The sequence below is a fragment of the Propionivibrio sp. genome (assembly GCF_017995515.1).
Taxonomy (GTDB): Bacteria; Pseudomonadota; Gammaproteobacteria; order Burkholderiales; family Rhodocyclaceae; genus Propionivibrio.
Map to the genome: position 1 here is coordinate 19,744 of NZ_JAGOIT010000037.1, position 12,568 is coordinate 32,311.

A 12,568-nucleotide genomic window follows, 5' to 3' on the forward strand; every position below is an offset into this window, starting at 1 on the left:
TCGGGCCGTTACGAACCCGGCGGCTCACAGGCAAAGGAGAAGCGAGATGAAACTGACCATATCCCGCCAACTGACCTTGATGGCAGTGCTCTCGCTGGTCATCCTGTTGGTTGTCGGTATCATCGGTAACCGGGTCGCGCACTCGATCGGCGAGGCCGTCGAATACAGCGAGAAGAACACGGTTCCGGCGGTCGAGGCGATCGCCTTGATGCAGAAGACCTTCCTCGAGATCCGCGTCGCCGTGCTCGGGCACATGACCACGTGGGACGATGACGAGAAGAAGGCTTACGACAAGCGGATCGCCGATGCCCGGCAGCTCTTTGCGACGACGCTCGACGCCTACGCGACGCTGGCGGCCAACAGCGACGATACGGATCGCCAGATGCTGGAGGCGGACCGCCAGGCCTACACGGCGTACCTCGCGTCGGTGGAACAGGTGCTCCGGAAGTCCCGCGACAGCCAGAACACGGACGCCAAGGAGCTCTTCGTTCAGGGCAGACCGCTTATCGACGCGCTTGAGAAGCACTTGGTCGAGCACACCGATTACTCGAAGAAGCTCGCATCCGCACAACGGGAAAAGGCCAACGCCGCGTTGGCCAGCGGTAATTGGCTCTCGCTCGTCTCCATTGCGTTCGGCGCACTCGTGCTCGGTGGTTTCAGCTTTGCCCTCAGACGCAGCATCAGCGGCGGTCTCGCACGCATGGAGCACGCCGTCGCGCGCGTCGAATCCGAACTCGACCTGACGGCGCGCGTCGACCTGCGCAGCGACGACGAGATCGGCAAGATGGGCGCGGCGCTGAACCGCCTGCTCGAACGTTTGCAGGGAAACCTGCAGAGCGTCGCCCGTGCCGCGGCGCAGGTCGCGCAGTCGGCCGAGACGATGTCGGACGCGTCGAGGCAGGTCGCCGACACGTCGGAAGCGCAGAGTGCCGCCGCCTCGGAAATGGCGGCGAGCATGGAAGAACTGACCGTCAGCATCAATCAGGTCGGCGACCGCGCGACGCGTACGCGCGAGCGTGTGTCCAGCGCCGGTAATCTGGCGACCGAGGGCGAGAACGTCGTCGTCGAAGCCGTCGGCGACATCGACACGATCGCCGCGTCGGTTTCCGCCTCGGCCGACATCATCAACAAGCTTGAAACGCAGAGCCAGAAGATCGCTACCGTCGTTGGCGTCATCAAGGACGTCGCCGACCAGACCAATCTGCTGGCGCTGAATGCAGCGATCGAAGCGGCGCGTGCCGGCGAGCAGGGGCGCGGCTTCGCTGTCGTGGCGGATGAAGTGCGCAAGCTCGCCGAGCGTACCGAGAAATCGACGCACGAGATCACCGAGACGATCGCTGCCATGCGCGCCGGCGCACAGGACGCCTCGGCCAGCATGCACGGTGCCGTCGATCAGGTGGCGGCGAGCGTCGCGCGCGCGGGCGGCGCCTGCAACCTCATCCGGCAGATCGGCGAGGGCTCGCGCGAGGCGGCCGGCATGGTCGGCGAGATTACCGACGCGATCCACGAACAGAGTTCGGCCAGCACCGCCGTCGCCCAATCGGTCGAGCGTATCGCGCAGATGGCCGAGCAGAGCACCGGGGCGGCGCGCGCGAGCGCGATGACGGCACAACAGCTCAACGCGTTGGCGCGCGAGATGCGAACTATTACGGATCAGTATAGGCTCTAGGGTTTGTAGCAATGAGTGTCCAACTAAAGGGAGCAATCTGATGAGCATGGGAAAAGCAATAGTGGGTGGTGCTGTCGTTGTAGCCGCCGGTGTGGCGGCTTACTTCGCCTTCATGGCGAATCGTGAGGTGTACATTCCGATCGTCTCGAAGGGTTCGCAGCATCAGTTCTGGCAAGCGGTGAAGGCCGGCGCCGAGCAGGCGGCCAAGGACTTCGACGTCAGGATCACCTTTGAAGGTCCGGAAAACGAGACCATGATCGACAAGCAGACCGAGATGCTGAAGAGCGCGCTCGCCAACAAACCGGCCGCGCTGGCGCTGGCCGCGCTGGACAGCAGGGCGGCGACGCCGATGCTGGTCGATGCGCACTACAAGAAGCTCCCGGTCATTGCCTTTGATTCCGGCGTCGATAGCGTCATCCCGCGCACCACGGCGACCACCGACAACTTCGCCGCTGCGGGCCTCGCCGCCGACAAGATGGCCGAGCTGATCGGCAAGTCCGGCGAGGTCGCTGTCGTCGTGCATGACGACCACAGCCGTACCGGCATCGACCGGCGCGATGGCTTCGTCAAGCGCATGAAGGCCTACCACGACATCAAGGTCGTCAGTGTCCAGTACGGCGGCGGAGACAAGGCGAAGTCGGCCGAGATCACCAAGGCCATTCTCGAGCAGTACCCGGACATCAAGGGCATCTTCGGCGCCAACGAAGGCTCGGCGATCGGCGTGCTGAACGCTATGAAGGAGATGCAGAAGAAGATCGTCATCGTCGGCTACGACTCGGGCAAGGAGCAGAAGGCCGCGGTGGCGAGCGGCGAAATGGCCGGCGCCATCTCGCAGAACCCGGTCGGCATGGGCTACAAGACGGTGGAAGCGGCGGTCAGGGCGATCAAGGGCGAACAGTTGCCGAAAGTCATCGACACCGGCTTCTACTGGTGGGACAAGAACAACATGAACGACCCGAAGATCGCCGCCGTCCTCTACGACTGAGAGGTTGTGAAAGTACCGATATCCCTACCACAGAGTCACAGAGACGCAGAGACGCAGAGTTTTTCGCAGAGAAAACCTTTTGAAATAGTGGATTTCCTCTGTGTTTTCTCTGTGCCTCCGTGCCTCTGCGGTGGATTTCGAATTTCTTCATAGACTCTGAGATCACGCGACCGGCCCCGCCGTGGCGGGGCAACCGATCAACCTCATCCATGGAAGACTGAAATGCTCAAAGGAATTTCTCCTGCAATTTCCCCCGAACTCCTGAAGGTGCTCTCCGAGATGGGCCACGGCGACGAGATCGTCTTCGCCGACGCGCATTTCCCCGGCCACAGCATGAACAGCCGTGTCCTGCGCGCCGATGGCGTCGGCGTCGATACATTGCTCAAGGGCCTGATTCCCCTGTTCGAGCTCGACAGCTATGCGCCGCCGCTCGTCATGATGGCGGCAGTGGCCGGCGACGAGCTCGATCCGAGCGTCGAGGCGCGCTACCGCAAGGCGCTGTTTGGCGACGCACCGGGCCTGTCGATCGAGCGCATCGACCGCTTCGCCTTCTACGATCGCGCACAAGCGGCATTTGCCGTGGTGATGACGAGCGAGATGGCCAAGTACGGCAACATCCTGCTGAAAAAAGGGGTGACACCACCTTTCGTCGGCTGAATTTTAATCAGGCGAGGTCATGTTTGAAGACCGTTCGCCCTGAGCTTGTCGAAGGGTAACGGGCTTCGACGGGCTCGGCCCGAACGGTGGTTGAGACATTGTCGTGCCAGATCAATAATCACTGGCGGAACCGTTGATCCAAGGGGATGACTGCATGAGACGAAAGAACGCACAGGCTTTTCTGATCATCCCCGCGCGCAAGGCCGTCGGGCTCACCTCGGTTGCGCTCGGGCTGGTGCGCACCTTGCAGCGGCTCGGCATCGAAGCCGGCTTCGTCAAGCCGATCGCCGAGGAGACGCCGGACCGCTCCGGCTACTTCGCCCGCCAGATCTTCCAGATGCAGGTGCCTGAAGCGCTCCTCCTGCAAGCGACTGCCGAGCGTATCGCCGCCAACCAGACGAGCGAACTGCTCGAAGAAATCGTCGGTTTGTGCATGAAGGCGGGCGAAGCCGCCGACGTGCTCATCATCGAGGGGCTGCATGCCGACGAGTCGCATTCCTTCATCTCGCAGATCAACGTCGACATTGCGCGCAGCCTCAACGCCGAGGTGATTGTCGTCGCCGACGCGTCGCTGGAGAGCGCGTTCGCTGACCTGCGCCTGGCCATCGGCCAGTTCCTGAACTCGGGCTGCAAGGTGGCCGGTGTCGTTTTCAACAAGGCCGCAGAGGATTTCGACGGCGCCGATGCGCAGCGCCGACTAGGGCGAACGCGGCTGTGGGGCGTGGTGCACGACAACCCGATCCTGCGCGCACCGCGCACCCTGGATGTCGCACAGCATCTCCGCGCCGAGATTGTCTCTGCCGGCGAGCTTGGTGTCCGCCGCGTGATTCAGACGGTGATAGCCGCGCGCTCGGTCGCGCCGTTCATCCCCGGCTTGCGGCCGGGAACGTTGGTGATCACCTCGGGCGAGCGTGACGACATCATCCTCGCTTCGGCGCTGGCTGCCAGTCGCGGCATCGAGCTGGCCGGTCTGCTCCTCGCTCACGACAGCAGGATCGCGCCGCAGGTGATGGAGCTCGCCGCGCCGGCGTTCAATACCGGCCTGCCCGTCCTGCGCACCGCCGACGACAGCTTCTCCATCGCGCGCCGGATCGGCCGCATATCGAGCGCCGTGCCGTGCGATGACATGGCGCGCATGAATGATGTGCTCGACAACGTCGCCGAACACCTTGATGCCGAGGTGATCTCGGCGTCCTTCTACCTGCCCGAACACACCAGGCTGTCGCCGCCGGCGTTCCGCTACCAGCTCATCCAGAAGGCGCGCGCGGCGAAGAAGCGCATCGTGCTGCCGGAAGGCGAGGAGCCGCGTACCGTGCGTGCCGCCGCTATCTGTGAGCAGAAAGGTATCGCGCATTGCGTGCTGCTCGGCAAGCGCGAAGTGATCGAGACGGTCGCTACCTCGCAAGGCGTCACGCTCCCCGCCAGCCTCGAGATTCTCGACCCCGACCTCATCCGCGCGAGTTACGTGGAGCCGATGGTCGAGCTGCGCAAGAGCAAGGGGCTGACCACCCAGCAGGCGGTCGCGCAGCTTGAAGATGCGGTGGTGCTGGGCACCATGATGCTCGCGGTGGGCGATGTCGATGGGCTTGTCTCCGGCGCGGTGCACACGACGGCGAGTACGGTCCGTCCGGCATTGCAGCTGATCAAGACTGCACCGGGATCGTCGATCGTCTCGTCAGTCTTCTTCATGCTGATGCCCGATCAGGTGCTCGTCTACGGCGACTGCGCGATCAACCCGGCGCCGAATGCCGAACAGCTCGCCGAGATCGCCAAGCAGAGCGCGGACAGCGCGACGGCGTTCGGCCTCGTGCCCAAGGTCGCGATGATCAGCTACAGCACCGGCACGTCGGGGGCCGGGGAGGACGTCGAGAAAGTCCGCCGTGCCACCGAGATCGCGCAGCAACGATTCCCGGATCTCGTTCTCGACGGCCCGTTGCAGTACGATGCCGCGTCGGTTGCCGAGGTTGGGCGGCAGAAGGCGCCGAACAGCCAGGTGGCCGGGCAGGCGACCGTCTTCGTTTTTCCCGATCTCAACACCGGCAACACGACCTACAAGGCGGTGCAGCGTAGCGCCAACGTGGTGTCCGTCGGGCCGATGCTGCAAGGGCTGCGCAAGCCGGTGAACGATCTGTCGCGCGGCGCGCTGGTTGACGACATCGTGTTCACCATTGCGCTCACGGCCATCCAGGCCATGACCGACAAGACCGCCTGAACTCGCCGGACGCCGATCGCATCCTTGGTAAATCGGCCGGTCAGCGCCATTTTTGGCAGACAGGCGAAGGGGCGGGCTTGTGTTATCGGCTAGGCTGGCCGACACTGAAAACGGGGTCAAAGAGACCCCGGTTCGGCACCGACGGCGCCGAGGCGCCATGAAGTCTGAAGGTGGAGGGCCATGCAAACACTGACGCGCGACGAGTATTTCCCGAACGATTCGGTCGTCTCGGTACTGCCGCGATCGCCGCAAACGTATTTTCCCGAGCACGTGCATGAGTTCGACGAACTGGTGATCGTCCGCTCGGGCAGTGCCATGAACTACATCAACGGCACCCCGTCGCCGATCTGCCGCGGCTCGGTCTTCCACGTGCGCGCCAATCAGACGCATTTCATGGACCGCCTCGACGACCTCTACCTGACCAATGTGCTGATCCTTCCCTCGCGCTTCAAGCACGTAAACCAGGACACCGTCGCCAACCTGCTCGAACAGCACGCCGGCGCAGAGAACGACAGCTACGTCGTTGGCGGCTGCACGCTGAAGCGGGTCGAAACACTGCTCAACCGCATCTCCGAAGAAACCGAAAACCGCCACAACTACTCCGAGCAGATGGTCGAACTTCTGATTACTCAGCTGATGATCGAACTCTGGCGCGGCCAGCCGGAAAACGCCACGCAGCAGGATGAAAAGGACGCGCGCCTGACCCGGTTGCTGCGCCATCTGAACGAGCATTTCCGTGACGAAATCGACTGGGAAAGCCTTGCCGAGAAGTTCGAGATTCCCCTGCGCACGCTGAGCCGCAAGATCGCCGACGTGACCGGCATGCCGCCCAACAGCTACCTGCTGCGCGTGCGCCTGTGCCGCGCCATGCGCATGTTGAAGGAAACCGACAAGACGGTGACCGAGATCGCCTTCGCCTGCGGCTTCAACGACAGCAACTACTTCACCAGCCGCTTCCACCGCGAGATCGGCATGACGCCGTTGAAGTACCGGCGCAACGAGGAAAAGGCGAGCGGGGCGGGGCAGCGTTTCGCCTGAGAGGTCGTGAACAAATGCCGAAACATCCACCACAGAGATGCCCCGCAGGAAATCCCCTTGGGGGACACAGAGACGCAGAATTTTCGCGGAGAAAATCTTTGGTAACGGTAGTTTTTCTCTGCGTTTCCTCTGTGCCTCTGCGCCTTTGTGGTGGGTTTTGAGTTTTTTTCACAGACTCTGACCCAAACAAACTCACCGCAAAGGCGCAGAGATCGCAAAGCAAGCAGCGCTTTGTTTTCTTTGCGAACCTTCGCGTTCTTTGCGCCTTTGCGTTGCAGCCCGGGTTTTTCGGGTCAAACGTGGAACTTCCCGGTCGCCGTCTTCAGGTTTGACGACAGACGATCGAGATTCGCCGAGATCGCCTCGGTTTCCTTCGCTGTCGCGCTGTTCGTCTCCGAAAGGCGGGCGACCGTCTCGACCTGCTGCGCGATGGCGTGCGCCGTGGCGTTCTGTTCGTTCAGCGCCGCCGAGATGTCGGTCACGGCCGTTACCACCTGCTGCGCGCTGTCGCGGATGCCGTCGATGTGGCCGACCGTCGAGTCCGACAACCGCTTGCCGATGGCGACCTGCTCGTTGACCGAACCCATCCAGCGCACCGCCTCCTGCCCCGAGGATTGCATCGAGACGACGAGCTGGTTGATCGCGTCGGTCGAGGCCGTCGTGCGTTCGGCGAGCTTGCGCACCTCGTCGGCGACGACGGCGAAGCCGCGCCCCTGTTCGCCAGCGCGCGCCGCTTCGATCGCCGCATTCAGCGCCAGCAGGTTGGTCTGATCGGCAACGTCCTTGATGACCTGCAGGATCGTCGAGATACGTGCCGATTCCTGGCTCAGCTTCTCGATCGATTTCGTTGCCTGTTCGACGGTGCCGGCGATCTTGTCCATCTCCTCGTGCGTCTGCGTGATGATCAGCGCACCCTGGTCGGCGGCGGCGCCGGCTTCGCGCGCGCGGCTGAGCGTGTCGTGCGCGCTGGTGCCGATGTGCGAGATGGAAACGGTCATCTCCTCGATCGCCGCGGCCATGCTGGTCGCCGCTTCGCTCTGGCTTTCCGATGAATTCGCGGCCTGCTGCGATGCGGCGGAGGCCTGCTCCGAAGCCGTCGCGATGTCGTCGGCGTTGCCGAGCACATCGCGCAGCGAGTGCTGGATGCTCTCGAGCAGGCGATTGAAGGCGCCGGCCGTCTGTGCGATTTCGTCCTTGCCCTGCACGTTCACCCGCTGGGTGAAGTCGTTGTTGCCGGCGACGCTGACAATGGCGCGGCGTAGCCCTTCGAGCGGCGCCGTAATGCTGCGCACGAAGAAGACGGCGAGCACCAGCAGAACGACGATCGCGACGCCGAGCGTGATCAGCATGAAGCGCTCGGCGAACGCGATGGTCAGGTTGTCCGCTTCGCGCGCCTTTTCCACGGCGGCCTTGTTCAGCGCGAGCAGGCTCGCAAGATTGAGATCGACGCGCGCCTGCGTGTAGCCCCAGGTTGCAAGCGGTGCCTTGTATTGCATGAACAGCTGCGCCTGCTTTTCCGCGTCGTCGTTGTCGGCCAGTGCCTTGATGACCGTAGACAGTTCCGTATTGCTCGCCAGCCACGGCTTCATCGATTCCTTGAGCGTGTTCCACGACTCGGCCTCTTCCTCGGTCTTGGCGATCCGGTCGTAATCCTCCATCGCCTTGATCAGCATGGCGGTAACGGATTCCTTGCGCGCCAGCGTCTGCGCGAACTTGCTTTGCGCGTTGGCCTGCTTCTCGCGGGCGAGGACTTCGAAAGAGAGGAGCAACAACTGGTTGGCTGCGCCGCGGATGTCGCCGACGAGCATCGCGGCGGGCAGTCGCGTGTCCTGCAGGGTGACGACGGAACTGCTGATGCGGGTGATGCCGAACCAGCCGCCGAGACCGACGGCCAGCAAGGCGATGACGGAGAGCGAGACGACGAGCCCCAGACGCACACGAACCCCGAGCGCGTTCAGGTGAAAGCCTCGCATGGGTAATCTCATGAGTGTTTTCCGCATGTTCATTGCCCCCTGGAGAATTGTTGTTTGCCCCTGGCCGGGGCAGTAGTGCGGGAACTGGCTTCGTCCCCGAACGAAGCCAGGAGTTCCGTTTCTACTCCATGTGGAACATGCGCGGCAAGGGGATCGCCACCGGCTCGTTGCCGTTCGTCTGCGTCTCCATCAGGTCGGCCATGTAGGCCCACCACTCCTGCATCACGTCGGTTTGCGGCAGCTCATCCATGCGATGGTCGGCGGTGCGCCAGAGCACGCCGAACAGCGTCAGCGACTCTTCGTCGAGATAGATGCTGTAGTCGCGGACGCCGCTCACGCGCAGGAGATCGACCAGCTTGGGCCAGATCGCGTCGTGGCGCGCGCGGTATTCGGCGACGTGGCCCGGTTTCAACTTCATCTTGAAAGCGATTTTTTCCATTTGCGTTCTCCGGGATATCAGGCGGCCTTGGCCACGCGTGGCTTGCGGCTACGGATCAGGATGGGCACGATCATCGAGACGATCAGCAAGCCGCCGAGGATCATCGACATGACGATACCGGGCACGTTCATCATCTGCAGGCCGAAGGTGAACATGCCGAGGACGACGATGGCGAGGAGGACGCCGAGCAGCGAGCCGCTGCCGCCGTTGATGCTGACGCCGCCGAGAATCACCATGGTGATCGCGTCGAGCTCCCAGCCCATGGCGATGTTCGGGCGCGTGCTGCCGATGCGGCCAGTGAGCAGCACCGAGGCGAAGCCTGCCATCATGCCGACGGCGACGAAGAGCAGGAAGCGGTAGCGATTGACCGCGATGCCGGAGAAGCGCGAGGCGACCGGATTGGCGCCGATGGCGTAGATGCGCCGGCCGATGATCGTCTTGTGCAGCAGGATGCCGATCGCGATCGCGAAGACGATGAAGATCACGAACTCGTAAGGAATCTGCAGCCAGGGCAGGCCGAGCAGGTCGCCGATGTAGCCGTTGCCGAGCGCCGACAGCGCGGCCGGGTAGCCGGTGATCGCGCCGTCGCCGAGGATCACCAGCGCCATGCCGCGGTAGAGCGACAGGGTGCCGATGGTGACGACGATCGAGGGCAGGGCGAAGCGCGTGATCAAAAAGCCGTTCAACGCGCCGCACAGCGCGCCGGAGGCGAGGCCGACCAGCACGATGACACCGACGCCGGCCCCCGCGTTCTTGGCCAGCCCCATCATCACCGAGGTCAGCGCCACCGTCGCGGCGACGGAGATGTCGATCTCGCCGGCGATGATGACGAGCGCCATGACCAGCGCGATCAACGCCTTCTCGCTGTAGTTGAAGGTGCTGTCCGAGAGGTTGTAGAAGTCCAGGAAGCCTTCGGTGGTCGCCGAGAAGCCGGCGACGACGATGAGCAGCAGGAAAACGAGGATGAGTTCCCAGGTACGGGTGGCCTTCATGATTTGCTTCCTTGCAACTGAGCACGATGGTTATTGGACGATGCAGCCGCTGCGCCCTTGGGCGGCAGGATCTGCTTGCCGGCGCGGCGTTCGGAGCGGGCGTTGACGATCACGGCGACGAGGATGACGAAGCCGGAAATCGCCTGCTGCCAGAACGGCGAGATGTGGATGACCGGCAGGGCGCCGTTGATCACGCCGGTGAAGAGCACGCCGAGCAGCGCGCCCATCACGTTGCCGATACCGCCCGCGGTGCTGACGCCGCCGATCACGCAGGAGGCGATGACGGTCATCTCGAAGCCGGCCGCCAGTTCGGTGAAGGCGATCGAGTAACGGCCGACCCAGAGCAGGCCGGCGAGGCCGGCGAGCGCGCCGGACATCGTATAGACCTGCAGCAGGCGGCGCTTGATCGGGATGCCGATGTAGGCCGCGGCCGACAGGTTGCCGCCGATGGCGTACATCTCGCGCCCGGCGCGGCGGTAGCGGAAGAACCACCAGCAGAGCAGCAGCGTCACGATGGCGAACCAGACGAGTCCCGGCAGGCCGAGGAAGACCATGCGCGGCAGCCCCTTGATCGCCGGGTGGATGTCCTGGTCGTTGATCCAGGCGCCCTTGGAGAGCAGGAAGATCGCGCCGCGATAAGCCGACATGGTGCCCAGCGTGACGACGATCGGCGGCAGGTTGAAGCCGGTGATCAGCAAGCCGTTGATCAGCCCGAGCAGCGCACCGAAGATGAGCGCCATGGCGACGAGATCGACCGCGTTGAGTGTCGGGAAGGCCTTGCCCATGACGGCGCAGAACATGCCGGTGAGCGCGAGGTTGGAGGCCACCGAGAGGTCGATGCCCTTGGTCAGCAGGACGACCATCTGGCCCATGACGAGGATCGCCAGGATCGACGAGTCGGTCAGCACGTCGAGCAGGTTGCCCGGCGTCAGGAAGACCGGCGCGCGCAGGCCGATGAGCAGGGCCAGCGCGACGACGATGACGGCGAGCGCCGCTTCCCGGTTATGGAGGAAGAAATTTTTCATGCAACGTCCCCGTTTATGAATGCGCGGCGGTCGATGCTGCGCCCGCTTCACGCTGTTTGAGTCCGGACGCGGCGGCCACGATGTCTTCCGCCGTCGCTTCGCCGTGCTTGAATTCCGCCACCTGATGCCCGCGATGCATGACGACGACGCGGTGCGCGAGGTGCATGACTTCCGGCAGCTCGGAGGAGATCAGGATCACCGACAGTCCGTCGGCGACCATGTCGGCGATCAGCTGATAAACCGCCGACTTCGCGCCGACGTCGATACCCTTGGTCGGTTCGTCGAGGATGACGATGCGCGGTTCGGTGCCGAGCCACTTGGCGATGACGACCTTCTGCTGGTTGCCGCCGGAGAGGCCGCTGATGATCTGCTCGGTGCCGTCGGTCTTGATCTTCAGGGTGCCGATCGCTTCCTCGGTCATCTTGCGCTCGTCGCTCGGGCGCAGCCAGGGGCCGGCGAGACGACGGCCGAGCGCGGCCAGCGTGAGGTTTTCGCGCACGCTGAAGCTGAGGATGGCGCCCTGGCGTTGCCGTTCTTCCGGCACGTAGGCGATGCCGGCGCTGATCGCGTCTTCCGGGCCGCGCACGACGAGCGGCTTGCCGTCGAGCGTGAACTGGCCGGTCGCGTGTTCCTTGAGGCCAAAGAGCGCGAGCATCGCTTCCGAGCGGCCGGCGCCGACGAGACCATAGAAGCCGAGCACTTCGCCCTTGTGCAGCGCGAAGTTCACATTCTCGAATTCGGTCGGGTGGTTGAGGTTTTCGACGCGCAAGAGTTCGGTCGATGACGCTTCGCTCATCGTCGGATAGACGTGTTCAAGATCGCGGCCGACCATCAGGCTGACCAGCGAATCCTCGGTCGCGTCGGCGATGCGGCCTTCGCCGACCGAGGCGCCATCGCGCAGCACGAGGTAACGGTCGGCGAGCGAGAAGATCTCGTCGAACTTGTGCGTGATGAAGATGATGCCCTTGCCCTGGTCGCGCAGGCGGCGAACGATGCCGTAGAAGTCGTTGATTTCCTGGCGCGAGAGCGCGGCGGTCGGCTCGTCGAGGATCACCACCCTGGCTTCCTGCGACAGCGCGCGCGAAATCTCGACGAGGTGGCGCTCGGCCGGGCCGAGGCTCTTGACCAGCACGTCGGATTTGAACGGGGCGCCGATTTCGTCGAGGATCACCTGCGCCTGGCTGTTCATCGTGGTCCAGTCGATAACACCCTTCTGCATCGGCTGGCGGCCCATGTAAATGTTCTCGGCGACGGACAGTTCGTCGAACATCACCGTTTCCTGGTGCACCGCCGCAATGCCGGCGCGGCCGGCGGCGTGTGCGTCCTCAAAGATCAACTCGCTGCCGCGCACGTTGATCTGGCCTTCTTCCGGGTGGTAAATGCCGGTCAGGACCTTGACCAGGGTCGATTTTCCCGCGCCGTTCTCCCCGACGAGGGCGAGCACTTCGCCTTCATCGAGCGACAGACTGACCCCCTTGAGGGCGCGGATACCCCCGAAGGTCTTCCTGATGTTCTTCAGCGACAGAAGATGTCCGGGACGATCTTGAGCCTGCATGCTGACTGCTCCTGGTGGTTGCT

Annotated in this window: 10 protein-coding genes; 5 read left to right on the forward strand and 5 right to left on the reverse strand. The window is 63.6% G+C overall.

What is annotated here, in order from left to right; translation table 11 throughout:
- The first annotated feature begins 46 nt into the window (after positions 1-46).
- The 5 genes from KBA32_RS08105 to KBA32_RS08125 all read left to right on the forward strand — a co-directional run bounded on the left by KBA32_RS08105 (position 47) and on the right by KBA32_RS08125 (position 6,561).
- On the forward strand, positions 47-1,669 hold the full coding sequence (locus tag KBA32_RS08105) for a methyl-accepting chemotaxis protein (RefSeq protein ID WP_294357313.1): 1,623 nt from the start codon (positions 47-49) through the stop codon (positions 1,667-1,669).
- 40 nt (positions 1,670-1,709) lie between these two features.
- Positions 1,710-2,654 carry an ABC transporter substrate-binding protein gene (locus tag KBA32_RS08110; protein ID WP_294357315.1) on the forward strand — a complete coding sequence of 315 codons (945 nt, stop codon included), beginning with the start codon at positions 1,710-1,712 and terminating at the stop codon, positions 2,652-2,654.
- 222 nt (positions 2,655-2,876) lie between these two features.
- On the forward strand, positions 2,877-3,311 hold the full coding sequence (fucU, locus tag KBA32_RS08115; RefSeq protein ID WP_294357317.1) for an L-fucose mutarotase: 435 nt from the start codon (positions 2,877-2,879) through the stop codon (positions 3,309-3,311).
- Positions 3,312-3,465: 154 nt separating this feature from the next.
- A complete protein-coding gene (gene pta, locus KBA32_RS08120; protein WP_294357318.1) occupies positions 3,466-5,523 on the forward strand; it encodes a phosphate acetyltransferase in 2,058 nt (685 codons plus the stop codon).
- A gap of 180 nt (positions 5,524-5,703) precedes the next feature.
- Complete coding sequence (locus tag KBA32_RS08125; RefSeq protein WP_294357320.1) at positions 5,704-6,561, forward strand: helix-turn-helix domain-containing protein; 858 nt, start codon at positions 5,704-5,706, stop codon at positions 6,559-6,561.
- 293 nt (positions 6,562-6,854) lie between these two features.
- On the opposite strand, the gene KBA32_RS08130 is transcribed toward KBA32_RS08125, so the two are convergent.
- The 5 genes from KBA32_RS08130 to KBA32_RS08150 all read right to left on the reverse strand — a co-directional run.
- Positions 6,855-8,534 (reverse strand): methyl-accepting chemotaxis protein, encoded by a 1,680-nt coding sequence (locus KBA32_RS08130; protein WP_294357322.1) that lies wholly within the window; start codon positions 8,532-8,534, stop codon positions 6,855-6,857.
- A gap of 121 nt (positions 8,535-8,655) precedes the next feature.
- Entirely contained in the window at positions 8,656-8,973 is a 318-nt protein-coding gene (locus KBA32_RS08135) for an L-rhamnose mutarotase (protein WP_294357325.1), read from the reverse strand.
- A gap of 17 nt (positions 8,974-8,990) precedes the next feature.
- Entirely contained in the window at positions 8,991-9,965 is a 975-nt protein-coding gene (locus tag KBA32_RS08140; RefSeq protein ID WP_294357327.1) for an ABC transporter permease, read from the reverse strand.
- Positions 9,962-10,990, reverse strand: a complete 1,029-nt coding sequence (locus KBA32_RS08145; protein WP_294357328.1) for an ABC transporter permease — start codon at positions 10,988-10,990, stop codon at positions 9,962-9,964. The genes KBA32_RS08140 and KBA32_RS08145 overlap by 4 nt, the downstream gene beginning before the upstream one ends.
- A 13-nt stretch (positions 10,991-11,003) precedes the next feature.
- Positions 11,004-12,568, reverse strand: a 1,565-nt coding sequence (locus tag KBA32_RS08150; RefSeq protein ID WP_294357330.1) for a sugar ABC transporter ATP-binding protein, incomplete at its 5' end; no start/stop codon positions are given.